We start from the raw sequence: 24750 nt of genomic DNA, 5'->3' as shown, positions 1-24750 counted from the left end.
AGGATAGTACCTATGTCTGGAATTCCTCACGACCACTACGAGCCAAAGTCAAAAGGTGAGAAGTGGCTGCACTCCCGCCTTCCCATCGTGGGTCTCGCGTATGACACGCTGATGATCCCGACGCCCAAGAACCTCAACTGGATGTGGATCTGGGGCATCGTGCTGACATTCTGTCTGGCGCTGCAGATCGTGACCGGCATCGTGCTGGCCATGCACTACACCGCGCATGTCGACGAGGCGTTCGCCTCGATCGAGCACATCATGCGAAACGTGAACGGCGGCTATATGCTGCGGTACATGCACATGAACGGCGCTTCGTTGTTCTTTATCGCGGTCTATGCGCATATCTTCCGCGGTCTCTACTACGGATCGTACAAGGCCCCGCGTGAGATCACGTGGATCATCGGCATGATCATCTATCTTCTGATGATGGCGACGGCATTCATGGGCTACGTCCTGCCATGGGGCCAGATGTCCTTCTGGGGCGCGACCGTGATCACCGGTCTCTTCGGTGCCGTACCTTTCGTGGGTGAAGCGCTGCAGACGCTCCTGCTGGGCGGTCCTGCCGTGGACAACGCCACGCTCAACCGCTTCTTCTCGCTGCACTATCTGCTGCCGTTTGTGATTGCGGGTCTTGTGATCCTGCACATCTGGGCCTTCCACACCACAGGCAACAACAACCCCACCGGGGTGCCCGTGCGTCGAACGTCGAAGGAGGAAGCAGAGAAAGACACGCTGCCCTTCTGGCCCTATTTCGTGATCAAGGATCTGTTCGCGCTGGCGGTCATCATGGTCGGCTTCTTTGCGGTGGTTGGCTTCATGCCGAACTATCTCGGCCACCCCGACAACTACATCGAGGCGAACGCGCTGGCGACACCGGCACACATCGTGCCCGAATGGTACTTCCTGCCATTCTACGCGATCCTGCGGGCCTTCACGCCTGACGTCTGGATCGTGATGTTCGCTGATTTCATCTCGGGCGGGATCATCAAATCCGACTTCTTCGGGGTACTGGCGATGTTCGGTGCGATTGCGGTGATGGCGGCTGTGCCATGGCTCGACACATCGCGCGTGCGCTCGGGCCGTTACCGTCCGATGTTCAAATGGTGGTTTGCCCTGCTTGTCGTGGACTTCTTTGTCCTGATGTGGGTGGGTGCGATGCCGGCCGAGGAGCCCTATAACACCATCGCGTTGATCGCGGCATCCTACTGGTTCATCTACTTCCTGGTGATCCTGCCCCTTCTCGGTGTGATCGAAAAGCCGCTTGAGCAGCCCGATACCATCGAAGAAGACTTTGCCAAGAACTACGCATCCAAAACCGGTGGCACGACAACCATCGTGAACCCGGCGGAGTAAACCGACATGACCAAGATCAAAGCAACACTCCTCTCTGCACTGCTGGCGCTTGGCGCGCCAGCGGCCTATGCGGCGGGCGAAGCGGGCGCACCGGTCGAGAATATCGACTTCTCCTTCGACGGTCCGTTCGGCGCATATGACGTGAACCAGCTGCAACGCGGTTTGCAGATCTACACCGAGGTTTGCTCTGCCTGCCACGGTCTGCGTTATGTGCCGCTCCGCACATTGGCGGATGAAACCGGCCCCAATCTGCCCGAAGAGCAGATGATCGCATACGCGGAGCAATACGAAGTGTTCGATCCGGAGCTGGACGATTTCCGCACGGCGCTGCCGACGGATCATTTTCCCGGCTCCAATCTGGAAAACGCGCCAGACCTGTCGTTGATGGCAAAAGCGCGGGCTGGTTTCCACGGGCCTTACGGTCTGGGCATCAACCAGTTCTTCAAGGGCATGGGCGGGCCTGAGTATATCGCCGCCCTGCTGCACGGCTACACCGGCGAAGAGAAGACACAAGCCGGTGTGACGCTCTACGAGAACAAATACTACCCAGGCGGCTGGATCGCCATGGCGCCGCCTCTGTATGATGAAGCGGTCGAGTTTCAGGACGGTTCCGCAAATACCGAAGTGGCATTGTCGGAAGACGTCGCTGCGTTCCTGATGTGGACAGCGGAGCCCAAACTCGGCGCCCGCAAGCAGGCCGGTTTCGCCGGTGTGATCTTCCTGACGCTGCTGTCGGTTCTTTTGTACCTCACCAACAAGCGTCTCTGGGCGTCGGTGAAAAAGAAAGACTAAGCGTCGTTTGAGCCAATAAAAACGCCCGCAGCCTGATCGGTTGCGGGCGTTTTGCGTTTCCGGGGTCGGATTATTCGACGTTCAGCCGACCGGCGGTGACTGACGCTATGGTGACGGTCTGCAAGCTGCCCTCCTGTCGCGGGGTCGCGAAATTCACTTCGGCAAAATGTTCGGTGCGCCCCATCGTGGGGCTCTCCATCAGGACGCTGTGCGTGCGCCCGATCTGGGCGTTTAGATGGCGTGCAACCTGTGCTTCACCCGCCGCGCGCAGCTGTGCCGCGCGGGCCTTGATCACCGGCCCCGGAACCTGTGAAGGGATCTTTGCCGCCGGTGTGCCCTCGCGTTTCGAGTAGGGAAAGACGTGCAGCCACGTCAGGTCGCATTCCTCCACCAGCCTGAGCGAATTGCCAAAATGCCCGTCCGTCTCGGTTGGAAAGCCTGCGATGATGTCGGCGCCGAACGTCATGTCGGGGCGCAGGCGCCGGGCCTCGTGGCAAAAGGCAATCGCGTCGCCGCGCAGATGTCGGCGTTTCATCCGTTTAAGGATCATATCGTCGCCGTGCTGAAGCGAGAGATGCAGATGCGGCATCAAACGCGGTTCGGTCGCGATGGCCTGCATCAGGTTGTCGTCGACCTCGATACTGTCGATCGAGCTGATGCGCAGGCGCGGCAGATCGGGCACCAGCCGCAGGATCCGCATGACCAGGTCGCCAAGTTTCGGCGATGCGGGCAGATCGGCACCCCAGGAGGTCAGATCAACGCCGGTTAGAACCACCTCATTGAACCCCTTGCCGACGAGCCGCTTTATCTGCTCGACCACGACACCCGCGGGGACCGAGCGGGAATTGCCGCGCCCGTAGGGGATGATGCAGAAGGTGCAGCGGTGATCGCAGCCGTTCTGTACCTGAACATAGGCCCGGCTGCGGGTGCCAAAGCCGTCGATGAGATGCCCGGCGGTTTCCTCGACCGACATGATGTCGTCCACCTGCAGCGCCTCGGTTTCGCCGATAAAATCCGCCGCGAGGCCGCGCCAGGTATCGGGCTGCATCTTTTCGGTGTTGCCAATGACGGCATCGACTTCGTCCATTTCGGTGAAGGTCGCGGGTTCGGTTTGCGCGGCGCAGCCGGTGACGATGAGGCGCGCGTTGGGATTAGCGCGGCGCAGCTTGCGGATGTCCTGCCGCGCCTTGCGCACGGCCTCTGCGGTCACGGCGCAGGTGTTGACGACCACGGCGTCGCGCAGGCCCGCGTCACCGGCCAGCTCTTTCATCGCCTCCAGTTCATATTGGTTCAGGCGGCAGCCGTGGTTTGAAAAGACCGGCGCGCTCATCCGCAGCTCGCCAGAAATTCTGCGGTGAAACAGCCAGAGGCAACGTGCATCGTGGGCCCCGTCATCCACACGCCGTCCTCGCGCCAGTCGATGTGAATCGTGCCACCGTCGAGGTCGATGCGCACGGCGTGTCCGGTAAGCCCCCGGCGTGCGGCAGCCACCGCTGTTGCGCAGGAGGAGGAACCGGACGCCAATGTCACCCCCACACCGCGCTCCCAGACCCGCATGCGGATATGATCGGTCCCGATCACCTGTGCGACCTGCACATTCGTGCGCTCGGGGAAAAGCGGATGGTGCTCATGTACCGCTCCGAAAGCGGCCAGATCGACGGCCTCTGCATCCGCCACAAAGAAGGTGCAATGCGGGTTACCCATGCCGGTGCCGACGGGGTCGCCGTCGATGGGCAAATGCAGGCTGTCCATCTCCTGCGCCAGCGGTATCTCGTGCCAATCGGTCTGCGGCGCGCCCATGTTCACGGATGTCAGCTCGCCCCCGGCGTCGCGGGCAAACAGGTCGCCCCGGTCGGTGGTGAGGTGCAGCGCATCGCGACCGCTCTCGGTCATCAAGTGGCGCGCGATGCATCGCGTCGCATTGCCGCATGCCGCCGAGGTGCTGCCATCAGCGTTGAAAAATGTCAGATGCGCGTCCCCCGCACCCCGGGAAATCACAGCAAGCTGGTCAAAGCCGATTCCCATCTGGCGATGGGCGATTGCGCGCACAAGCCCTTGGGAAAGCGGCACATCCTGCGCGCGCGCGTCCACAACGACAAAGTCGTTGCCAAGCCCGTGCATCTTCATGAAGGGCAGATCTGTTGCGGGAGTCGCGGTCATGGGGCGCATATAGACGCCACGCGGCGCTTATTCCAGCGCCGAGACGGGATAAGTGCCGTTATGGGGTTGACCCTGCCGGGGGAGATTTCTAAACAGCGCGTCAGTGGGCCCTTAGCTCAGTTGGTAGAGCAACTGACTTTTAATCAGTGGGTCGCAGGTTCGAATCCTGCAGGGCTCACCACTTTTTCTCCAATACATCGTACTGCCGGTTTTGCCCGTGCGCTGCCTGCGCCCGGTCGTACCGGTTTCGTGAAACCTTCAAGAAACCGACACACGGCTGTCACGCACGCCGTTGCATCTGAGCCTATCACTTGAACAGGATGGTTTCATGCTCCGCTCCAGCTTACTTCTTACCGCCGCTTTGACGGCAACGCCCGGGTTCGCCCAATCCGACGATGGCGTGGTGACCTTCGGGCCGCGCCCGTATTATCTGGTTGACCAAATGTCCGATGGCCCGCTCAAGGAAAAGCTGCGCGCCTGCCGCAGCCAGCAGGCCACGCAATCGTCGTTTTCCATTGGCCACCGCGGTGCCCCGATGCAGTTCCCCGAGCATACGGTGGAATCCAACGTCGCGGCCGCGCGCATGGGGGCGGGGATCCTTGAATGTGACGTGACTTTTACCGAGGATCTCGAACTGGTCTGCCGCCACGCGCAGAACGATCTGCATACGACGACAAACATTCTTGCCACTCCGCTGGCAGAGACCTGTGTCACGCCGTTCGCCGCCGCAAGCGGTGACAGTGCCGCCACCGCCGAATGCCGCACCTCCGAGATTACGCTTGAGGAGTTCCGCACGCTTACGCCCAAAATGGACGCCGCGAATGGCGCCGCCACCACGGTTGAGGCCTATCTGGACGGCACCGCCGGCTGGCGCACGGATCTCTATGCCGCGCAGCCTGCGACCCTGATGACCCATGCGGAGTCAATCGAGCTGTTCAAATCGCTCGGCGCCAAATTCACACCGGAGCTGAAATCGCCCTCGGTCGAGATGCCCTTTAACGGGTTCACGCAGGTAGACTACGCGCAAAAGCTGGTGGATGAGTACAAGGCCGCGGGTATCCCCGCCTCCGATGTTTGGCTGCAATCTTTCAACCTCGACGATGTGCTGTATTGGATCGAGGCGGAGCCGGATTTTGGCGCTCAGGCGGTCTATCTGATGGACGAATACGATATCGACGGCTATTCGCCGATGGATGCGGCCACCTGGCCAAACACCATGCAAGAGCTCAAGGCAATGGGCGTAAACATCATTGCGCCGCCGACCTGGATGCTGGTGACCACCGATGCGGACGACGAGATTGTGCCGTCAGAGCTTGCCGTGCGCGCGCGGGAAGCGGGGCTTGAGATCATCACCTGGACGATTGAACGCTCTGGTCCGCTCAACTCCGGTGGCGGTTGGTATTACCAGTCCATCGCGGATGTCACCACGAACGACGGCGTGATGTACGACCTGATTGACGTGCTGGCACAGGATGTGGGCGTCGCCGGGATATTCTCTGACTGGCCTGCGACGGTGACATATTACGCCAATTGCATGGGGCTTGAATAAGCCACGGCTAAGTCAGGCGCGCCCGGCCCCTCGTCCTGCCGGACGGGGGGCCGTTTTGCCTTGGTCCGGGTCAGGTCCGCCAGCGCAGTAAGCGCCGTTCGATCATGCCGATGGCCGCGCTCATCAAAACGCCCAGCACCGACAGGATCACCACGCCGGCGAACAGACGCTCAAGATCATAGAGCGATCCTGCCTCGAGAATATAGGCACCGATCCCGTATTCGGCGCCCAGCATTTCGGCGGCAACCAGCAGGATGATCGCGATGGCGAGGCTGATGCGCAGGCCAGACAGGATGCCGGGCATCGCACCGGGCAGCACGATCTTGCGCACGATGGACCACCACGACAGGCCAAAGCTTTGTCCCATGCGGATCAGCGTGCGGTCGACGTTGTCCACCGCGCCATAGGTGGCCACGACCGTGGGCGTGAAGGTGCCGAACGCGATCAGCGCGTATTTCGATCCCTCGCCAATGCCGAACCAGATCACGAACAGCGGCAGCAGCGCAATTTTCGGGATGGGAAACAGGGCGGCGACCACGGGAACCAACCCGGATCGCACGTAGGAAAACAGCCCGATCAGCACGCCGACGCTTATGCCAAGGCTGACGCCGAGGGCAGCCCCTACAATCAATCGCGACAGCGAGGGCCCCAGGTGCTGGAACAGCAGGCCGCTGACATAGAGGTTCTGGAACGTGCCCAGCACGTCGGACGGTTTTGGCAGCGTCAGCGAAGAGATCCAGCCGCTGCGCGTCCCCCATTCGGCCAGCAGCACCAGGCAGATAAATACCGCCACACCGACCCACCGCCGCGAGATCGGGGCAAAGCCGCCACCCCGAAAGGGGACGGACTTCCCGCCGGTTGCATCAGACATTGATCAGCTCCGCATCCGCAGCGCGCGCCTCATCGCGCATCAGCTGCCACAGGTGTTTCTGGTGAGCCTCAAGGTCGGCATCGCCAAATCCGCGCTCTGACAGCGGCTTGTCAATGGTGACGACCTCGCGAATCTGCCCGGGACGGCGCGACAGAACGACGACCTTGTGCCCAAGGCGCACGGCTTCGGCAAGGTTGTGGGTGACGTAGACGGCAGTAAATGGCTGGCGGATCCACAGATCCACCAGATCATCCATCAGCAGCTCGCGGGTCTGGCTATCGAGCGCGGAGAGCGGCTCATCCATCAGCATCACGGCGGGGTTGACCGCCAGCGCGCGGGCGATGGCCACCCGTTGTTTCATCCCGCCCGAGAGTTGTTTCGGCAGGGCGTCGGCAAAATCCGTGAGCCGCGTGCGGGCAAGCACGTCGTCGATAATGCGCCGCGCCTCCGCCCCCTTGATCCCGTGATCTTCGAGCACGAGAGAGATGTTGCCCGACACACTGCGCCACGGCAGCAGGGCGAAATCCTGGAAGATATAGGTAAGCGGGTTCAGGCATCCCTCGGGCGGGGTGCCCAGTTGCAGAACTTGCCCCTTGCCGGGGCGTTCCAGCCCGCCGATGAACCGCAGCAGCGTTGATTTCCCGCAGCCCGACGGCCCCACGATGCAGACGATCTGCCCATCCGGGATATCCAGGCTGATGTCGCGCATCACCTCGAAATCATCGTAGGAGTGGCTGATGCCGTCCAGACGGATATCCATGGCGGATCCTTTGAAAGTGGTGCCGTCGGCGCGCGCTGGTGCGGCCGACGGCGTATGTGGCTCAGGCGCCCGTTGTTTCGACGTAGGAAGGATCAACCAACGTGTCGAGCGTGATATCCGCGCCGACCAGCCCCTCTGACTGGAACCAGCTCAACTGATCCTGCACCGATGCGAGGTTGAGCGCGGCGCCCTGGCTCAACCGCATGGTGCCGTTGATGATTGACGGTGCCGCCTTGGCGCGTTCGCGGTCGGTGTAGACGTATTTGTGGATCAGATCGATCATCTCGTCCTGATCGGCCGTCCCGTCGATCATCGCGGCGGCATAATCGTCCACCCCTTGGCCAAACGCCTGCAGGAAGCTTTCGGTCATGCCCCGTTCGTCCGCGGCATTGCTGGCCGAGGTGAACACGGTCGTGACCTGATAATCGGGCAGGTAGTCAGATACATCCGCCACCATGTGCCACGCGCCGGCAGACGCGAGCGGTTTGGCGATATGCGGCACGATGGACCAGCCGTCCACCTGCCCGGATTTCATCGCCCCGATGATTGCCCCGACCTTTTGCAACGGGATGAAGCGCAAATCGATCCCTTCGGCCTGCGCCATTTTGGAGCCCATGTAGTGGAACGATGATCCCGCCTGCGTGACGGCGTATTTCTTGCCGTCCAGATCCTTGAGCGTTTGCGTACCCGCCTGATAGGAGGCATCAGAAATCAGGTATTTCTGCCCGTCGATGCCTGCTTCTTCCTTGAGGGCACCACCGATCACCTTGATCGCGCCCTTATCGGCGAGGCTGATCAGACCGCCTGAAATGGCGGTCACGGCATAGTCCACATCGCCCGAGGCGATGGCCACGGCCATGGGCTGTGCTGCCTGAAAGAACTCGAATTCCACGTCGAGGCCCGCATCGGCGAAATACCCGCGCTCAAGCGCGATGAAATTGGCGGAATGCGAGGTAAAGCGCAGCGCGCCGACCTTGATTTTCCTGTTTGCGGCGAGCGCGGGGGCGGCAAGCCCCGATGCGGCAAGTGTCCCGCCCATCAAGGCTAGCGCGCGGCGGCGGTTGAGATGTGTCATTGTCGTCCTCCCGGTTGTGTCCCCTTGGTGCGCCGGATCTTGCGCCAAACCGTCGCAGCGCGACGATCGGGCCTGTCTCTTCGCAGTGTGCATCGCCTCCGGCGGTGACAGTGGGGGCGAAAAATCGCGATTTCCCAAGGTGTTATATGTGGCGATATTTATGCGGATCCGCGCCGCTTTCTGTCAAGCGTCAATCGATGTTGCCGGGCGCGTTGTGAGGGGGGATCCGGCCGAAAATCCCTCTGCGTGATCTGGTCGCATGTGATTGTGAACCCTGAGTAAAGGCCCCACTTCCAACGGTAACCATTTAACACTCAAGGGCCCGAAAATGTTGGATACATTGCTTCTTTCGCGCATTCAGTTTGCGGCGAATATTTCGTTTCACATCCTGTTTCCGACGATCACGATCGCGCTGGGGTGGGTCCTGTTGTATTTCCGGGTCCGCTACAACCGCAGCGGCGATGCCCGCTGGATGGAGGCCTACGGCTTCTGGGTGAAAATCTTTGCTCTGTCGTTTGCCATGGGGGTCGTTTCGGGCATCACCATGTCGTTCCAGTTCGGCACCAACTGGCCGGGGTTTATGGAGATCGTCGGCAATATCGCCGGCCCGCTTCTGGCCTACGAGATCATGACCGCATTCTTCCTTGAAGCAGTGTTCCTAGGGATCATGCTGTTCGGGTTCAGCCGCGTGCCGCGCTGGCTGCATACCGGGGCGACGTTTCTGGTCGCGTTCGGGACGACAATGTCGACGTTCTGGATTATCGTGCTCAACAGCTGGATGCATACGCCCCAAGGGTTCGAGATGATCGACGGCGTGGCACATGCGACGGATTGGTGGGCGATCATCTTTAACCCCTCCATGCCGTACCGGTTCTTCCACATGCTGCTCGCCAGCTTTCTCACCGTGAGCTTCCTGATCGCGGGCGTCAGCGCGTTCCGCTGGCTGATCGGGGGCCGCACCAAAGGCGTGCGCGTGGCGCTGCGGACCTCGTTGGTCATGGCCGCACTGCTGATCCCGGTGCAGATCTTTGTGGGTGACATGCATGGTCTGAACACGAAAGAGTATCAACCCGCCAAGGTCGCCGCCATGGAGGGCGTCTGGGAGACCGAGCGCGGCGCGCCGCTGTTGCTGTTCGCGATCCCCGACGAGGAGGCGCGCGAGAACAACTATGAAATCGGGATCCCCGGTCTTGCGTCTTTCATCCTGACCCATGAGTGGGACGGCGAGGTCAAAGGGCTCAACGAATTCGTGGCCGAGGATGGCACCGTCCTGCACCCGCGCGTGGCGCCCGTTTTCTGGTCATTCCGTGTGATGGTTGGCACCGGCGTGCTGATGCTGCTGGTGAGCTGGGCCGCGGTGGCGATGATGCTGCGCAAACGTGCCGATGGCGCGGGTCGGCGTGGTGTCGATGGGCTGCCGAAACTGTTTCTGGTCGGGCTCGTCGGCATGAGCTTCAGCGGTTGGCTGGCCACACTTGCCGGCTGGTACACCACTGAAATCGGGCGTCAGCCGTGGCTGGTGCAGGGGGTCATGACCACCAAACAGGCCGTCGCAGACGTACCTGCGCCCATGGTTCTGTCCTCGTTGATCCTTTATCTCGCCGTCTATGCGCTGCTGTTGGGCGCCTACATCGGCGTCATCTTCTACCTGGCGCGGCGGGCATCGCGCGGGCAGTCTATCGAGCCGCGCGTACCTCAATCCGAGCGCGCGCAGGTCAACGCGGTTCCGGCGGAGTAATCGGCATGTATACCTTTGGTGATCCGACACAGTGGCTACCTTTTGTCTTTGCCGGGCTGATGGGGCTGTCGATCCTGATCTACGTGATCCTCGACGGGTTTGATTTGGGTGTGGGGGTCCTGTTCCCGCTTGCCAACAACGAGGAAAAGGACGCCATGATCGCCTCGATCGGGCCGTTCTGGGACGCAAACGAGACCTGGCTGGTGCTGGCTGTGGGCCTGCTGCTGGTCGCATTTCCGACAGCGCACGGAGAGATCCTGACCGCGCTGTATGCGCCTGTCTTCATCATGCTGATCGGCCTCATTCTGCGCGGCGTGGCATTCGAATTCAGGGTCAAGGCACCCGCCGCCTACAAACGGCTATGGAACAATGCGTTCTTCATCGGGTCGTTGATGACGTCGCTCAGTCAGGGTTTCATGCTGGGCCTTTACGTCATGGGCCTGGACTGGACCTGGGGCAACATCGCCTTTGGCCTGCTGACGGCGGTCTTCCTGACAGTCGGCTATTCCTTCATCGGGGCGACATGGATGATCCACAAGAACAGCGAGGCCTTGCAGATGAAGGCGATCCGCTGGGCGCGTGGCGGCATCTGGGGGCTGGTGCTGGGAATTGGTGCGATTTCACTCGCGACCCCCTTCGTCAGCGAGCGGATCTTCGACAAATGGTTCAGCTTTCCGCAGGCCCTGTTGCTTGCGCCGCTGCCTGTGCTTTCTGCGGTTGTAATCGTCTGGCTGTGGGCGATGCTGCGGCGCATGCCCTTTCGGGACGACCACTGGAACTGGCTCCCCTTTGTCGCCGCCACGCTTTTGTGGACAATGGCCTACGGCGGGATGGCCTACAGCTTTTATCCCTACGTGGTGCCGGAAAAGATCACGATCTACGAGGCGGCCAGCGCGCCGGAATCGCTGTTTATCATCCTGTGCGGCACGTTCTTTGTGCTGCCGGCTATCGTCGGCTACACGTTGCTGTCCTACTGGATCTTCCGCGGAAAGGCGCGCGAGCTGACCTACGATTAAAGCCGTGTCAGAGATAGCGCAGACGGTGATCGTGCAGCAGCGCCACGAGGATTGCCTTGCTACGTTGCCGGTGTTGCCGGTGCGCGTCACGTGCGGCGCCACCGCGACCGTCGCGGATCGCGTCGAGCACGGTGCGGTGATCCTCGGTTGACTTGCTTGGCAAGGGGCGCAGGTGCAGCGTTGTTGCCCGCGCCCTGCGCACCTGATCCGCCATCATCTGCGTGATCGCGACGATGCGGCTGTTTCCACCTAGCCGGACCAACTCATCATGAAACGTTTCGTCTGCGCGGGCCCAGCCCTCCAGATCATTGCCCCGGATAGCCGCTTCCATGTCGTCAACGGCGCGCGTGAGCGTCGCAAGATCGCGGCTGTTGTGGCGCGCGCGGGCGGCCCGTTCGGCAGCATGGCTCTCCAGTTCGGTCAGCACATCGTAGATTTCCGCCATATCCTCGGGCGACAGGGGCAGGATGCGCACACCCTTGCGTGGACGCATCGTCAGCAGCCCTTGGGCCTCAAGCGTGAGCACTGCCTCGCGCACGGGTGTGCGCGACATTTCCAGCAGATCGGCAAGCTCGGATTCGAGGTGGTCAGTCCCGGCGGCAAGCTCTCCGGCAAAGATCAACTCCCGCAATCGCGCAATCGCGCGTGCCGTGTTCGAAGGCGCCTTGTCGGTCATGGGGTATCCGAGAGTGTCTGACGCGTCCCGCTTGCGGCGGAGGCATAGATTGCGGCCTCGACCCGCATCACGGTGAGATAGTCCTGCGCGGTATTCTCGATTGGCGCGCCGTCCAGAATGCCGGCCACCACATGCGATTGCAGCGCGTGCACGCAATCCCCGCCAAAGCCGGTATGCGTATCGGCGCCAAGAAGGATGCGCTGGCTGCGTTCGCCAAAGCTGCGCAGATATACCGCCCCGTCGCCCGCCAGGGAGAGCGTGCCTTGCGTGCCTTCCACCAGCGCCTCGCCCATGGTGCGGCGCGGGTTGTCTGTGGCGTGATCCAGATGACGGTTCCCGTCGAAAAAGCTGCGCTGCCCGCCGGGATGTTCAAAAAGGATATGTCCCGCATCCTCGCCCGCGATGGCCGGATTGAGGCGGCGCAGATCGGCGTAGACGCTGATCGGATCCCCCAGCAGGTATCGAAACGTATCGACCCAATGCACGGCTGTTTCATGCACCAGAAACCGCGGCATCGTTTGGAAATACGGCTGCCGGGAAAGATAGGCGTCCACGCCCTGACCGTCGCCGGGCCGGAGGCGGAAACTCATCTGATGCACATCGCCGATGGCATCCTGCGCAAGCGCCCGCTTGATGCGCCGATACCAGGGCTGAAAGCGAAAGTTCTCGTGTACGATCAGCGTGGCGCCCGCATCCTGCGCCGCATGGATCATCGTGCGGGCCTCGGGGATATCGCGGCAGAACGGTTTTTGGCAGATGATCCACTTGAGCCCGGCATCCAGTGCCGTTCGGATCGCTGTCGCCTGTGCATCGGGCGGGACGATTATATCGAGTAGGTCTGGCGCTGTCGCGCGCAGCATCCGCCCAAGATCGTCATGGGCGGGCAAGCCCGTGGCCCGCGCAAGGGCGATATCCAGATCGCAGGCACCGACTAGATCAACCCGGGGCATCCGGGCCCAACTGTCGTAATGGAACTGGCTGAAGTAGCCCGCGCCAAGGCCCGCGACCCGCAGCGCCCGCGCGCCCGTCACGGGGCGAACAGCCGGTCACGTACGGCTTGCGCCGCATCGTCGGTGCGCGCGCGTCCGCCCAGATCCGGAGTGACGTCGGTCCCCTGCGCGATGATGTCCTCGACCGCCGCGCGCAGCCGTGCCCCGTCGCGCTGCATCGCCGCGTTTTCGTGCCGGAGCCCCAACCAGTCAAGCATCATCGCTGCCGAGAGGATCATCGCAAAGGGATTGGCCACGCCTGTGCCCGCAATGTCGGGTGCCGAGCCGTGGCAGGGCTGAAACACTGCATGGTTGGCACCTATGTCGGCGGAGGGCGCAAGGCCAAGTCCACCCATCAGCCCCGCCCCCAGATCGGACAGGATATCGCCGAACATGTTCTCGGTGACCATCACGTCAAAATCCCACGGCCTCTCCACCATCCAAAGCGCGGTCGCATCCACATAGGCGTGATCGGCCAGCAAATCGGGATTCCGCGCCGCCTCGGCATCAAAGATTTCGCGGAAAAAGGCAAAGGCGCGAAAGACATTGGCCTTGTCGACACAGGTCACCTTGCCCGGTCCGCGCCCCGCCGCCTTGCGGCTGCGTGCCAGATCAAAGGCAAAACGGAACAGCTGTTCCGAGATTTCGCGGGTGATCAGCAGGGTCTCGCGCGCTTCGTCCTGCGTGACCTCTCCGCGCCCCTGCGTGTAAAACAACCCCTCGGTGCTCTCACGTACTAGGACAAAATCGATCTCGCGCCCGGCGGGGAGCTTCAGGGGGGTATGCCGATCCGTCCGGACCGTCACCGGCCTGACCCCGGCAAAGAGCGTCAGGGCCTTGCGCAGCTCGATCTGGGGGGAGATTTCGGTGCCGTCGGGGTATCTGACGCTGGGCAGACCCATCGCCGACAGAAGGATCGCATCCGCCGCCCGCGCCGTGTTCATGGAGCCTTCGGGCAGCGAGTCTCCGGTTTTGGCGTAATGCGCGGCCCCGGCGGGCGCGTCCTGAAAACGCAGGTCGTAGCTGTCGGACGCTTCTGCCAGCTGTGCCAGCAGCGCGCATGTGGGAGCCATGATTTCCGGTCCGATCCCGTCCCCGTGAAAGACCGCGATATTGAAGCTACGCGCCATATGACCACCCCCGCATCTCTTTTAATGTATACGTTATCAAATGCATTAAAAGAAACAACCGCGGTGATCAGTCGTCCGCACCCGTCGGCAGTCCCAGATCGGTGCAGGCGTCGCGCAGGGCGTCTGCCAACCCTCCGCCCGAGGTGTAAAGCGGCAACAGCCGGTCATATTGCCGGGCAAGGATGTCGGGATCCGGGGTGAGGATTGCATCGACACTGTGGAGCGCGCCGACATCCTGCGCCTCAGCCGTGGCGCGGTGATCGAGGGTCAACAGCAGACGCGCCATAGGATGTGCGGCGCGGATTTCGGCGGCGTGGCGGCGCACCATGGCGATACTATCCAACCAAAAGAGATCAAACTCCCGCGCCCGTTGCGCGATCACCTGTGACAGGTCCGCATCAAAAGGCGGACCGGTAATCTCTACACCCGCCCGACGCAGCATTTCCTGCGCCGGTGCGCCAATGGGATCGGCAAAACCGGTGAGTTTGTAATCCATCGCGTGGAGCGCCGCGACGGCGTCGGGTGCGGGGCTTTCTGACGTGACCAAAAGGACCCGCGCCGCAAGGCCCGCGTCCTTTGTCAGATCAGCGGTTTCGGGCGGATCCGGGACGGGCGCCGTGCTGGCATCGAGATGAACAACCGAAGTGGGCGCGTAACGCGCAGTCACTGCCTCAGGGCTTGCGATCTTTTTCAGGCGCGATTTCCATTGCGCGGCAGTCATCAGAAGGGCGGTCGCGGGAAGATCCGTCACCCTGCGGGCGTAACAGATCCGTGGATCAGCGGGATCCATGCCGCGCCCGTAGGGCTCCCCCCGGGCAATAGCCCCGCGCACTGCACCAGACCGTCGAAGCCAAGGATCTTCGGGCCGACCACTTCGGCCTCGGGATACATCTGTATCGCCTCGGTCAGGGTATCGAGCCAACCGGTCGTGACCTGCGCCGCACCGTCCAGAAGGGCGACATGGCCCCCACAACCGGAACGTCCTCCGGCGCGTCGACAAAAGCCGCGCCGCGTAGTCTGTCTGTCAGTGCGGGCGCTGCGCCCACCACGACGACCCGTGTTCGCGTCCGGTTCCACGAAAGAAGGGTGCTGGCAACACAGCGACAGGTTTGATCAAGATCCTCACAGGCGTCGATTATCAGCGTGACCTGCGGAGCCGGATCGTTGGGGACATGCAAGACCTCCATAGGCAGGCCATCCTCTTCGAGCGCACTCAGGGCAGCGTTCAGGCCGGGCAGGGTGACGCCAGGGAGGGGGTCGCGAGGTGTTTGCGCACAGCGGCGTAGCGGGCGGGCAGATCACGCGCCAGCGGGCCGGAAATCGCGGGCGGCGCCGGGTCATGCTTGGCTGTCGGGGCGCACCAGTGGCGCCAGTAGGCGAAGCTGCCCGAGGCATCGCGCAGCTCAATAAACAGCGGCGCGCCGGTCAGATAGGCGGCGGGTATGTGCATCCGTGTCGTGCCGGGGGAAAGTGTCAGCGCAAGGCCGGGCACGCCATTGAACCACACACTTGCCTCAAGCGTGGTATCGCTCCCCAGATCAAGCGCACCGCCGTGATCGGCCGTGAGCGTGACCCGCGCCGCGGGTTCGGTCGCCAGTACCTCCTCCCAGCCCCCGTAGCGCAACACGATCCGGCGCGCCGCATCGCCGAAGGGGACCGGCAGCGTACAGTGATACCAGTGCGTATCGCCGCGTACTCTGTCTGACTGGCTCAAGACCGGGCTGATCGGTCCGTCGCACGCCGCGCAAATCCGTGGCTCCGCCAGAAAAAAGACGGCCGGCTGCTCCGCGCTGGTCTCAAAGCTTTCCGTGCAGTCGATCCGCAGCTCAAGCGACAGCTGCTCGCGCGTTTCGGGTAGGGGGAGACGGACAAACTTGTAGCCCTGCGGGCTATTACCCCCGGCAAAAACAGTGTCGAAAGGGGTGCGCACTTCGTGGCGGAGCCTGCCAATACTGTCCATCAGGCGCACGACCAAATCACCCTTGCCCCGATGTACGGCCAGCTGCGCACAAAAGACCTGCGCACCGTCCTGCGGGTCGACCAAAAGATGACCGCTGAGCGGAATGGACTGGGTGCGCGCGGCAAAATCCGGAATGACACGGAGGCTTTGCCAACCGTCGACCTGCCATTCCCCCAGATCGTTGCGCTGCTGGTAGGCGGTGGGGGTGTCGACCGCATGCATCGGGAACCGTTGCGGGATCAACCCACGCGGCGGGGTCCCGTCCAACATGGCCAGCGGATAGGCGATTTCCCCAATGAGGACGTCGGCCCGGGCGGCAAAATCACGCCCTGCCGCGCGCACGAAAACCTCGCCACCGGCGAGTGCAATTTCAGCAATCTGCGGTTGCCGCAGAAAGGGCAAAGGTGGCGGGCGGTGCGGCGGTGGGGCCTGTCGGTCGGTCTGCCCAAGGGCGCGGCGGGCGCGGGCGGCGAGGGCGTGATACCGGTCCATGATCTCGCGCTGGGCGGGGCCGGGCAGCTGCCCAAGAAAATTCTTCATGTGCTGCGCGGCTTCGGCATTGTCGTAGCCCCGGCTTTGCGGATGGTGCACGGGGCAGGACAGGTCGCGCACGGCGATACGTCCCTGTTGCGCGGCCTCGTGCAGCGCGACCCAGTCAATGCCCCAACCCAGATTGTTTCCCTCGTAATCAAGCGCGCGCAGGCTTGGCAGCAGATCGGGATGCAGCGCCCAGACGATGCCGTCCGTTTGTGCCACGCGCAAAAGCGGGGTGCCCGGGATTTCACCTTCTGACACCACATCGACCGGCCAAGGGGTCCAAGTAATATCCGGGATCCACAGGCCGATATCGGGACGCTCCGCAAAGGCCCGCGCACAGGCCCGCGCGACAGCCGGCCAATCGTCGCTATGGGTGTCGGCCTGAATCTGCAACATCACCGTATCGTCGGCCACCAGATCCAGCGCCGCGCGGAACTTGCGCCCGAAGTACCACGACTGCGGCACCAAAACCCACTCGCCCGGGCCGTCCTCCGCTGTGCCCCGGGCGTTGGACGTGACCACGCTCAGCGCGTCCACTTCACCAACCAAAGCGTCGGCGATAGCGCGCGCCCTGTCGTGATACCCGTCCCAGCTGATGATGACGACGTGAAGGCGCAAGGGCATGGCGGTTTCCTGAAAAGGCGGGGTGCCAACGCTCTATCCTACTGTGGCAAAACGCGCAATTCTGCGGATTGATGCGGGGCGTGCACCCAATCGTTGCTTGATCGGGTTTTCGGGGCGGTCTAGGCAGAAAGAGGCTTTTGCAAGCCCCGGCGCCCTCCTACGCGCCGCCAGATCAAGGGAGCCGCCATGGCTGACACAATCTTTCCGGTGCTGTTGTGCGGCGGGTCGGGCACGCGGCTGTGGCCTTTGTCGCGCAAGAGCTACCCCAAGCAGTTCGCAAAGTTCAGCGGGGATGTGAGCCTGTTTCAAGCCTCTGCACAGCGGCTATCGGGGGATGGCTTCGGCGCGCCGGTGATCATCACCGGGTCCGATTATCGCTTCGTGGTGACCGAACAGCTTGCCGCGATTGGCGCAGGCGCGCTTGCGACATTGATCGAACCCGCCGCGCGCAACACCGCCCCGGCGGTTCTGGTCGGCGCACTCGCGCTGGAGGCAGAGCGGGGGGAGGGCGCCGAGACGCTGATGCTGGTTGCCCCTTCGGATCACGTGATCGAGGACGCCGCGCAGTTTCGCGCCGCTGTGGCGGCCGCAGTGCCGACCGCGCGGGACGGACAAATGGTGACCTTTGGCATCCGGCCCACACGGGCCGAAACAGGCTATGGCTGGCTGGCGTTGTCGCAAGAGCCTCGGGCGGATTTTGACCCCGTGGCGCAACCGCTCGACGGATTCGTGGAAAAACCCGACGCGGCCACCGCCGAGGCCCTGCTCACGGGCGGGACCCATTTGTGGAACGCGGGTATCTTCCTTTTCACAACCGCCACGCTGATCGCTGCGTTTGAACGCTACGCACCGCAAACCCTTGCCACCACCCGCAAGGCGCTCGCCGAGGCGGAGCGGGATCTGCATTTCACCCGTCTTTCGCCCGAGCATTGGGAGGCGTTAGAGGACGACTCCATGGACTACGCAATCATGGAAAAAGCGGACAACCTCAGCGTGGTTCCATACGCAGGCGCATGGTCGGATCTTGGCAGCTGGGAAGCGGTCTGGCGCGATGGCGAGCCGGACGCAGACGGGATGGTGCTGACGCCCGGTGCCACGGCGATCGATTGCTCCAACACCCTGCTGCGTGCCGAGGACCCCAATCAGCAGCTTGTCGGGATCGGCCTTCAGGACATCGTAGCCATTGCCATGCCGGACGCCGTGCTGGTCGCCCACCGTGACCACACGCAGGGCGTCAAAGAGGCGGTCACGATGCTCAAGGCGCAGGGCGTGTCACAGGCCGAGACACTGCCGCGCGACTATCGCCCATGGGGATGGTTCGAAAGCCTTGTCGTAGGGGACCGGTTTCAGGTCAAGCGCATCGTGGTCAATCCCGGTGCGGCCCTGTCCCTGCAAAGCCATCACCACCGCGCCGAGCATTGGATCGTTGTCGAGGGCACGGCCCGTGTGACCGTGGACGACGCGGTGACACTCGTGACCGAAAACCAATCGATCTATGTCCCGCTTGGCGCCGTGCACCGGATGGAGAACCCCGGCAAGATGCCGATGGTTCTCATCGAGGTTCAGACCGGCAGCTATCTGGGCGAAGACGACATCATCCGATACGAAGACGTCTACGCCCGCGGCCAAGGCGCCAAGGGCTAGAGCGCTTCAGCGTCCTCGGGCACCTCTTCGGGCGCATTCGGCACAAAGCGTAGATCGATCCAGCGTCCTTCGGGAATGTCGCACGCATCCCCCGCGCGCCATGCGCCGTCCCAGACCGGCGCGCTGGTGCGCACATTCAGGCAGCGTGTATCGGCGTCATAGGCGATCTCGGCAAAGACTTCGCGGTTGCCGTTGAAATCGCGGGGGATTTCGACCGACCAGCCCTCGCTTGCCAATGGCGCCACATCGTCGAGTGTGTAGTGCCCGGTGCCCACCCGCGTGAAACGCGCGCCGACCGTCTCGACCGGCTCGACGTGCTGGTCGTTGAAAAGCCGCACAATCGGGCTTGCCTCGCGCAAGAATCCGTTGGCATCCACGGTTGTGTTGGCGGTGTTCCAGAACGTGCGCCACGGCTGCCAGCCGCCCGCGCTTGTGCGGTAGCGGCGCATGAACAGCTTGTCGTCTACCACATTCGCGAAAAGCTGCACAAAATCCCCAAGGTTCGAGCCAAAGATCCGCACGTGCCCCCACGCCATCGAGGTCGGGAATGTCCCCGTCGTCGACGGTGCTGTCGTGCGATATTGCCCAAAAGGCAGGGTATTGTCGTCAATGTTCACGATGAGCGGCGCGATCACCGCGCCCAGTCCGAAATCGCCGACCTTCATCAGCCGCCCCGGTGTCGTGTCCATTTGCGTTTGTGTCACAGCGCTGCCGGTAAGTGTCCCCGTCACGGTCAGACCGCTAGGCGCCTGCGCCCGCCCGTTTGCCGGATCGAACAGCAGCCCGGTGTTCCATGTAACGGAATCCGCACTGACCTTGATGGCGAATGCGTCGCTGCCCGCCGTGCCCATTTCGGCCCGCCCCGAAAACCCGGTCTGGAACAGCAGGCTGGCGGTATCGGTTGCAGCCGCTTTGTTGACCTTGATCTGGTGGCCCGCGCCCGCGTGGTTGAACAGGCTCGCCTCGGACGCAACAACCAACCGGTTGAACGCATCAAACGACGCGTTGATCCCGATGCCTTCGACATTGTCGAGCGTGACTGTGCCGGGGATGTCCCACGCGCCGCCGGACCAGACACGTTGGCTGCCGTCGGAGATGTTCACGGCCTGCCAGCCCACCGCAGGCGTGATGAACAACCATGCCCCGTTCACATAGGCGGCAAGGGTGCCTGCCTGCCCTGTCCAGTCGCCGCTGGGAGAGGCGCCCAATGCCCAGACGTCGCCCTCCTGCGGTGTGACCGGAGGAGTTTCGGCCTCCACCCCTTCAAGCGTCAGTTGGGCCAGCACATCCAGCCGGGTCAGCGCCTCGTTGTGGGTGACATGCTTTTGCGCCTGTGCCGGGGCGATCAGGGGCAGTGAGAGGCGGGGGGAGGTATCGGACATGGGCTTTTCTCCAGCAAGGGGCGTCGCTGCAAACCTGTGGAAAAATGCTTAATCGCTCCCTACCTGAGGCGCGCGGTGGCGTTGCGCACACGAATGCGGAACGCTCAACACCCTTGTATCAAGGGGATTTTGGCGTCCCGAACCGCTGCAATAGTCCCGGCACCAGATCCAGTGCCTCGCGGATGGTCACATCCATATCGAGATAGCGATAGGTGCCCAACCGCCCGACAAAGCTCACCCCGTCTTCCGCCTCGGCCAGCGCTTCGTACTCACCCAGCAACGCTTTTTCCTCGACCAGACGGATCGGGTAATAGGGAATATCATCGGGTCCGCAGGACCGCGCGTATTCACGGTAGCAGACGGTGGCGTCGTGGCTTTCCCACGGGGCGAAATGCTTGTGCTCGGTGATGCGCGTATAGGGCACATCGCGCGCGCCGTAATTCATCACCGCACACCCCTGATAATCGCCCGTATCTGTAAAGCGCTCGAAATCCAGGGTCCGGTAGCCAAGCCGCCCGAGCGAATAGCCGAAATAGGCATCCAGCGGCCCCGACCAGATCACATGATCCGCGCGTTTGGCCATCTCATGCGTGAAAGGCGTCTCAAGGTGCACGTCGATCCCGTCATGCGCAAGGATCGCTTCGACCATCGCGGTATAACCCTGCTCGGGCATGCCCTGAAAGCGGTGGTTGAAATAATTGTCGTCGTAGTTGAACCGCAGCGGCAACCTTTTGAGGATCGAAGCCGGCAGCTCTGTCGGCGCGCAGCCCCATTGCTTTTCCGTGTAGCCGCGAAAGAACGCGTCATAGAGATCGCGGCCCACGAACCGCAACGCCTGCTCTTCAAAGCTTTGCGGATCGGTGATCGTCGTATCCGCCTGCGTCGTCTCGATAAACGCGCGTGCCTCATCGGGGCGCATCGTCTTGCCAAAGAACTGGTTGATCGTGTGCAGATTGACCGGCAGCGAATACACCGACCCGCCCACCGTGCTTTTCACCCGGTTGCGGTAGGGCAGGAAACGGGCAAAGCCGTTCACATAGTCCCAGACTTCCGCATCGTCGGTATGAAAGATATGCGGCCCGTAGACATGCACCAGCACGCCGGTCTCCGCGCAACGTTCGGTATGGCAATTGCCCGCCACATGGGGCCGACTGTCGACAATGGTGATCTTGTGGCCCGCATCCGCCAGGGCGCGCCCGATCACGGCGCCGCTCAGCCCCGCACCGACGATCAGAAAATTCATGGTCAGGGCCTTTCGGTTCGCAGTCAGCGCTCAGGCCCGCAGCATAGAAAACACCGTGGGGTGTCACAACCGCAAAAACCAATCGAAAAACGCGCTAAAACACGCTGAAAAACGGCGGCAAACGGCACGCTTTGGCCATTTTGCAGACCCGAAGTTCTCCGCTTGCCCTGCCAGTCCTGCGCCCCGGTGAGAGGGAGCGCGTGGGATGTTTTTTCAGTATCAGCAACGTATCGGTGCGGGTGACATCGTGCTCGACGGGGATATCCGCGATCTTGAGGTCGTGCATCTCGACAGCGGCGCCTTTCTGCTGGCGTCGACCGGGCTAAACGGCGGGCTGGTGTCCTACGAGCTTGCTGCCGACGGGCGCGTTATCGGTGTCTCGGGGGAGCAGTATTTCTCTCCCGACAGCGGATCGCAGGTCAGCGGCACGTTCGACACGATCGTGAATGGCAACAGCGCGATGGTGGTCATGGCAGGGGGCATGGGCACGTCCATGGCGCAATACGGTCTCAGCGCCAGCGGCAGCCTTCACGGGGGGCCACGACCGAGGCGGGGCGCGGGGCGCAGGCGATCACGGCCACCCAGTTGGACAGCGGTTTTGTCTTTCATGTGGCGTTTGAGGATAACGGGCGCGTCCTGCGATACACCGCCGACGGCGCGGCGTGGGAAGATGTCGTACTAGATGAGGTGCAACACCTTGATACGGTCGAGGTCGGGACCGCGACCTATCTGCTCGCCGCGCAATTCGGCACCGAAGGGATCAGCAGCTACCGAATGGACAATGCCACCGGTGCGTTGACCCACGTCGATGATATCGGCGCCGCGCAGGGATTAGGGATCAACGCGCCCACCGACTTTGAAACCGTGACCGCATTTGGCAAAACATGGGTCATCATGGGCAGCGCGGGCACGTCGATGCTCAACGTGCTGGAGCTGGAGGCGGATGGCACCCTGACCGCCGCCGATCAGATCATGGATACGCGCGAGACACGTTTTGGCGGCGTGCAATCTGTCACAGCGACAGAGGTGGACGGGCATGTGTTCGTTGTTGCCGGTGGTGCTGACGATGGGCTGAGCCTGTTCACCCTGATGCCCGACGGACGGCTCATTCACCTTGAGACGATTGAGCACACCCCCGGCGCCGGGCTGATGAACGTCGGCGAGATTGAAACAAGCGTCGTAGGCGGTGATCTTCAGATCTATGTAAGCAGTGCCACGGATGCGGGGCTGACACGGTTCCGCGTCGACCTCGGGGATCTTGGCGATGTGCACCGTGGCGACGGGGACGGTGCGGGTACGCGCAGCGGTGGCGCGGGGGATGACCTGATGATCGCGGGGCAAAGCGACTATCTCAGGGGGGGCGATGGTGACGATATTCTCGTCGGCGCGCAGGATGCAAGGCTCAGCGGCGGCAGGGGCGCCGACCGCTTCGTGATGTCCGAAACCGGCGGCTCCAGCCGTATCCTCGATTTCACGGCCGGTGAGGATATTCTGGATCTGTCGTCCTACGTCATGCTGCGCTCGGCCGCGCAGGTCGAGGTCAACAGCAACGCCTCCGGCGCCCGTGTGAGCGTGCGCGACACGGTGATCGACATCCGGTCGTCCAACGGCATGTCGCTGGACCGCGACGACCTTTTTGCCGATGAATTCCAATGGCCCGATCGCATCCCCATGCTTGACCGTGACCCGACGCAGGTATTTGTCCCCGAAATCCAGCCATTGCCGGTACCAGCCACGACCCAGCGCCCGATGGCCAACACCAATGCCGCCGAAGCGGTGCTGCCGGAAATCGAGACATCGAGCCCCGGCGCTCCCACACCATCGCCCGTCGCGACGCCAACGCCCGCGCCGGTCCCCATGCCTGCGGCCCCCAGCCTTCAGCACCCGTTGTGCGTAACGGCGGTAGCGCGGCAGAGACCTTTACGGGCGGAACGGCAAGCGACAGGCTTAACGGCGGTGGCGGGAACGACCGGCTCTTCGGACGCGACGGGGCGGACCAACTGATCGGGGCTGCGGGGAATGACACGGTTGTTGGCGAAGGCGGCAACGACTGGATGAGCGGCGACGCCGGCAATGACGTGCTTGATGGAGGCGCGGGGCAGGACACCATGCGCGGGGGTGAGGGGTGGGATGTCCTTGCCGGCGGATCGGGGAATGACACCCTCTTCGGGGACAATGGCCGCGACACCCTGCGCGGGGGCGAAGGGAACGACGTCGTCTGGGGCGGTGCCGATCACGACACGCTGAGCGGCGATGGCGGCGCGGATGAGCTGTTCGGCGGCACGGGGAATGATGTGATCGACGGTGGCGCCGGGAATGATTTTGTACAAGCAGGCGATGGCATCGACGTTTTGGTCGGGGGATCCGGCAACGATACGCTCCTTGGCGACGCGGGTCAGGATACGCTGCGCGGTGGGGATGGCGATGATCTTGCCTGGGGCGGGACAGAAAATGATTTTATCGAAGGAAATGCCGGTACCGATACGCTCAACGGCGGCTTTGGCGATGATTTGATGTATGGCGGCACCGGCTCGGACGGGGTTTGGGGAGATCAGGGCAACGATACGCTCTACGGCGATACCGGCAATGATACGCTGGGAGGTTTCTGGGGCGACGATGTCTTTTATGGGGGAGAAGGCAACGATGTCGTCTGGGGTAACCTCGGCGATGACCGTGGATGGGGTGGTGGCGGGAACGACACCCTTGGCGGGGGCGACGACAAGGATCGTCTTTGGGGCGAGGACGGCAATGATCTGGTCTGGGGCGGTTCGGGCACCGACACACTCTACGGCGGCGAGGGCACCGATACCGTCGGCGGCTTTGTCGGGGATGACATCATGTACGGCGAAAACGGCGATGACTTCGTTTGGGGCAACTCAGGTGATGACACCCTTTACGGCGGCAACGGCAACGATCTGCTGGGCAGCGGCGACGACGATGATCTGTTGATCGCGGGTGCCGGCAATGATGAGCTGAGGGGGGGAAACGGAAATGACACGCTGACCGGCGGCGCTGGACGGGATACCTTCTATTTCCGCTTTGACCAAAGCGGCACTGACAGGATCACGGATTTCAATCCCGATCTCGATACGATCATGATTGATGTGCTGCCCGGCCGCCTCCGCGATCTGGACCTGCGGCAGGAGGGTGACAATGTGGTGATCAACCTTCCCGAAATTCGTATCATTCTCGAGGATACGGATGCAGACGATCTCGACCGATCGGATTTTCTGTTCGGCTGAACGGGC

At 62.6% G+C, this 24750-nt stretch carries 22 protein-coding genes and 1 tRNA gene; 10 read left to right on the top strand and 13 right to left on the bottom strand.

Annotated features, from left to right (window positions below; translation table 11 throughout):
• The first annotated feature begins 12 nt into the window (after positions 1-12).
• Both KDD17_RS14150 and KDD17_RS14145 read left to right on the top strand, forming a co-directional pair.
• Entirely contained in the window at positions 13-1356 is a 1344-nt protein-coding gene (locus tag KDD17_RS14150; RefSeq protein WP_212704252.1) for a cytochrome b, read from the top strand.
• Positions 1357-1362: 6 nt separating this feature from the next.
• The gene (locus KDD17_RS14145; RefSeq protein ID WP_212704251.1) at positions 1363-2148 is read left to right on the top strand and encodes a cytochrome c1; all 786 of its coding nucleotides are present in this window, start codon (positions 1363-1365) and stop codon (positions 2146-2148) included.
• 70 nt (positions 2149-2218) lie between these two features.
• Here KDD17_RS14145 and mtaB read toward each other — a convergent pair whose 3' ends face one another.
• Together mtaB and dapF are read right to left on the bottom strand one after the other, a co-directional pair.
• On the bottom strand, positions 2219-3478 hold the full coding sequence (mtaB, locus tag KDD17_RS14140) for a tRNA (N(6)-L-threonylcarbamoyladenosine(37)-C(2))-methylthiotransferase MtaB (protein ID WP_212704250.1): 1260 nt from the start codon (positions 3476-3478) through the stop codon (positions 2219-2221).
• Positions 3475-4317 carry a diaminopimelate epimerase gene (dapF, locus tag KDD17_RS14135; RefSeq protein ID WP_254796800.1) on the bottom strand — a complete coding sequence of 281 codons (843 nt, stop codon included), beginning with the start codon at positions 4315-4317 and terminating at the stop codon, positions 3475-3477. Before dapF ends, mtaB begins: the two co-directional genes overlap by 4 nt.
• A 96-nt stretch (positions 4318-4413) precedes the next feature.
• Here dapF and KDD17_RS14130 point away from each other — a divergent pair.
• Positions 4414-4489: transfer RNA gene (locus KDD17_RS14130), tRNA-Lys, on the top strand.
• Positions 4490-4636: 147 nt separating this feature from the next.
• The gene (locus tag KDD17_RS14125; protein WP_212704249.1) at positions 4637-5857 is read left to right on the top strand and encodes a glycerophosphodiester phosphodiesterase family protein; all 1221 of its coding nucleotides are present in this window, start codon (positions 4637-4639) and stop codon (positions 5855-5857) included.
• Positions 5858-5927: 70 nt separating this feature from the next.
• Here KDD17_RS14125 and KDD17_RS14120 read toward each other — a convergent pair whose 3' ends face one another.
• From KDD17_RS14120 to KDD17_RS14110, 3 genes are all read right to left on the bottom strand, one after another.
• Positions 5928-6728 (bottom strand): ABC transporter permease, encoded by an 801-nt coding sequence (locus KDD17_RS14120; RefSeq protein WP_212704248.1) that lies wholly within the window; start codon positions 6726-6728, stop codon positions 5928-5930.
• Entirely contained in the window at positions 6721-7488 is a 768-nt protein-coding gene (locus KDD17_RS14115) for an ABC transporter ATP-binding protein (protein ID WP_212704247.1), read from the bottom strand. The genes KDD17_RS14120 and KDD17_RS14115 overlap by 8 nt, the downstream gene beginning before the upstream one ends.
• Before the next feature lie 61 nt (positions 7489-7549).
• Positions 7550-8563: an ABC transporter substrate-binding protein gene (locus tag KDD17_RS14110; protein WP_212704246.1), complete on the bottom strand. Its 1014-nt coding sequence runs from the start codon at positions 8561-8563 to the stop codon at positions 7550-7552.
• A 328-nt stretch (positions 8564-8891) separates the two neighbouring features.
• Here KDD17_RS14110 and KDD17_RS14105 point away from each other — a divergent pair, with 328 nt between their 5' ends.
• Positions 8892-10301 (top strand): cytochrome ubiquinol oxidase subunit I, encoded by a 1410-nt coding sequence (locus tag KDD17_RS14105; RefSeq protein ID WP_212704245.1) that lies wholly within the window; start codon positions 8892-8894, stop codon positions 10299-10301.
• Between the two features lie 5 nt (positions 10302-10306).
• Positions 10307-11317, top strand: coding sequence for a cytochrome d ubiquinol oxidase subunit II (locus tag KDD17_RS14100; RefSeq protein WP_212704244.1), 1011 nt, complete (start codon positions 10307-10309; stop codon positions 11315-11317).
• Between the two features lie 7 nt (positions 11318-11324).
• Here the strand turns inward: KDD17_RS14100 and KDD17_RS14095 are convergent, their stop codons facing one another.
• From KDD17_RS14095 to KDD17_RS14070, 6 genes are all read right to left on the bottom strand, one after another.
• Positions 11325-11993, bottom strand: coding sequence for a GntR family transcriptional regulator (locus KDD17_RS14095; protein ID WP_212704243.1), 669 nt, complete (start codon positions 11991-11993; stop codon positions 11325-11327).
• Positions 11990-13024, bottom strand: coding sequence for a Gfo/Idh/MocA family protein (locus KDD17_RS14090; protein ID WP_212704242.1), 1035 nt, complete (start codon positions 13022-13024; stop codon positions 11990-11992). Before KDD17_RS14090 ends, KDD17_RS14095 begins: the two co-directional genes overlap by 4 nt.
• The gene (locus KDD17_RS14085) at positions 13021-14112 is read right to left on the bottom strand and encodes an isocitrate/isopropylmalate dehydrogenase family protein (RefSeq protein ID WP_212704241.1); all 1092 of its coding nucleotides are present in this window, start codon (positions 14110-14112) and stop codon (positions 13021-13023) included. Before KDD17_RS14085 ends, KDD17_RS14090 begins: the two co-directional genes overlap by 4 nt.
• 67 nt (positions 14113-14179) lie before the next feature.
• Positions 14180-14833, bottom strand: coding sequence for a hypothetical protein (locus tag KDD17_RS14080; protein WP_212704240.1), 654 nt, complete (start codon positions 14831-14833; stop codon positions 14180-14182).
• A 26-nt stretch (positions 14834-14859) separates the two neighbouring features.
• The gene (locus tag KDD17_RS14075) at positions 14860-15189 is read right to left on the bottom strand and encodes a hypothetical protein (protein ID WP_212704239.1); all 330 of its coding nucleotides are present in this window, start codon (positions 15187-15189) and stop codon (positions 14860-14862) included.
• 148 nt (positions 15190-15337) lie between these two features.
• The gene (locus KDD17_RS14070) at positions 15338-17233 is read right to left on the bottom strand and encodes a hypothetical protein (protein ID WP_212704238.1); all 1896 of its coding nucleotides are present in this window, start codon (positions 17231-17233) and stop codon (positions 15338-15340) included.
• 186 nt (positions 17234-17419) lie between these two features.
• Between KDD17_RS14070 and KDD17_RS14065 the strand changes: the two genes are divergently transcribed.
• Positions 17420-18877 (top strand): mannose-1-phosphate guanylyltransferase/mannose-6-phosphate isomerase, encoded by a 1458-nt coding sequence (locus tag KDD17_RS14065; RefSeq protein WP_212704237.1) that lies wholly within the window; start codon positions 17420-17422, stop codon positions 18875-18877.
• Here the strand turns inward: KDD17_RS14065 and KDD17_RS14060 are convergent.
• Together KDD17_RS14060 and glf are read right to left on the bottom strand one after the other, a co-directional pair.
• Positions 18874-20259, bottom strand: coding sequence for a DUF2793 domain-containing protein (locus tag KDD17_RS14060; RefSeq protein WP_212704236.1), 1386 nt, complete (start codon positions 20257-20259; stop codon positions 18874-18876). The two genes, KDD17_RS14065 and KDD17_RS14060, sit on opposite strands and share 4 nt — an antisense overlap.
• 118 nt (positions 20260-20377) lie before the next feature.
• Positions 20378-21502, bottom strand: coding sequence for a UDP-galactopyranose mutase (glf, locus tag KDD17_RS14055; RefSeq protein ID WP_212704235.1), 1125 nt, complete (start codon positions 21500-21502; stop codon positions 20378-20380).
• 205 nt (positions 21503-21707) lie between these two features.
• Between glf and KDD17_RS14050 the strand changes: the two genes are divergently transcribed.
• Genes KDD17_RS14050 through KDD17_RS14040 form a run of 3 tightly spaced genes read left to right on the top strand, consistent with a single transcriptional unit; the run spans position 21708 to position 24744 of the window.
• Positions 21708-22184 carry a hypothetical protein gene (locus tag KDD17_RS14050; protein ID WP_212704234.1) on the top strand — a complete coding sequence of 159 codons (477 nt, stop codon included), beginning with the start codon at positions 21708-21710 and terminating at the stop codon, positions 22182-22184.
• Between the two features lie 5 nt (positions 22185-22189).
• Positions 22190-23506: a calcium-binding protein gene (locus KDD17_RS14045; protein ID WP_212704233.1), complete on the top strand. Its 1317-nt coding sequence runs from the start codon at positions 22190-22192 to the stop codon at positions 23504-23506.
• The gene (locus KDD17_RS14040) at positions 23392-24744 is read left to right on the top strand and encodes a calcium-binding protein (RefSeq protein WP_212704232.1); all 1353 of its coding nucleotides are present in this window, start codon (positions 23392-23394) and stop codon (positions 24742-24744) included. Before KDD17_RS14045 ends, KDD17_RS14040 begins: the two co-directional genes overlap by 115 nt.
• The last annotated feature ends 6 nt before the right edge of the window (positions 24745-24750 follow it).

It is taken from the genome of Sulfitobacter albidus, assembly GCF_018200035.1.
Classification (GTDB): domain Bacteria; phylum Pseudomonadota; class Alphaproteobacteria; order Rhodobacterales; family Rhodobacteraceae; genus Sulfitobacter; species Sulfitobacter albidus.
This window is presented reverse-complemented; position numbering and strand designations above follow the sequence as displayed.

Bases quoted from the DNA above. Each gene is read 5' to 3' on its own strand.
- KDD17_RS14150 (WP_212704252.1), top strand. From the start codon at position 13: ATGTCTGGAATTCCTCACGACCACTACGAGCCAAAGTCAAAAGGTGAG.
- KDD17_RS14145 (WP_212704251.1), top strand. From the start codon at position 1,363: ATGACCAAGATCAAAGCAACACTCCTCTCTGCACTGCTGGCGCTTGGC.
- mtaB (WP_212704250.1), bottom strand. From the start codon at position 3,478: ATGAGCGCGCCGGTCTTTTCAAACCACGGCTGCCGCCTGAACCAATAT.
- dapF (WP_254796800.1), bottom strand. From the start codon at position 4,317: ATGCGCCCCATGACCGCGACTCCCGCAACAGATCTGCCCTTCATGAAG.
- KDD17_RS14125 (WP_212704249.1), top strand. From the start codon at position 4,637: ATGCTCCGCTCCAGCTTACTTCTTACCGCCGCTTTGACGGCAACGCCC.
- KDD17_RS14120 (WP_212704248.1), bottom strand. From the start codon at position 6,728: ATGTCTGATGCAACCGGCGGGAAGTCCGTCCCCTTTCGGGGTGGCGGC.
- KDD17_RS14115 (WP_212704247.1), bottom strand. From the start codon at position 7,488: ATGGATATCCGTCTGGACGGCATCAGCCACTCCTACGATGATTTCGAG.
- KDD17_RS14110 (WP_212704246.1), bottom strand. From the start codon at position 8,563: ATGACACATCTCAACCGCCGCCGCGCGCTAGCCTTGATGGGCGGGACA.
- KDD17_RS14105 (WP_212704245.1), top strand. From the start codon at position 8,892: ATGTTGGATACATTGCTTCTTTCGCGCATTCAGTTTGCGGCGAATATT.
- KDD17_RS14100 (WP_212704244.1), top strand. From the start codon at position 10,307: ATGTATACCTTTGGTGATCCGACACAGTGGCTACCTTTTGTCTTTGCC.
- KDD17_RS14095 (WP_212704243.1), bottom strand. From the start codon at position 11,993: ATGACCGACAAGGCGCCTTCGAACACGGCACGCGCGATTGCGCGATTG.
- KDD17_RS14085 (WP_212704241.1), bottom strand. From the start codon at position 14,112: ATGGCGCGTAGCTTCAATATCGCGGTCTTTCACGGGGACGGGATCGGA.
- KDD17_RS14080 (WP_212704240.1), bottom strand. From the start codon at position 14,833: ATGACTGCCGCGCAATGGAAATCGCGCCTGAAAAAGATCGCAAGCCCT.
- KDD17_RS14070 (WP_212704238.1), bottom strand. From the start codon at position 17,233: ATGCCCTTGCGCCTTCACGTCGTCATCATCAGCTGGGACGGGTATCAC.
- KDD17_RS14065 (WP_212704237.1), top strand. From the start codon at position 17,420: ATGGCTGACACAATCTTTCCGGTGCTGTTGTGCGGCGGGTCGGGCACG.
- KDD17_RS14060 (WP_212704236.1), bottom strand. From the start codon at position 20,259: ATGTCCGATACCTCCCCCCGCCTCTCACTGCCCCTGATCGCCCCGGCA.
- glf (WP_212704235.1), bottom strand. From the start codon at position 21,502: ATGAATTTTCTGATCGTCGGTGCGGGGCTGAGCGGCGCCGTGATCGGG.
- KDD17_RS14050 (WP_212704234.1), top strand. From the start codon at position 21,708: ATGTTTTTTCAGTATCAGCAACGTATCGGTGCGGGTGACATCGTGCTC.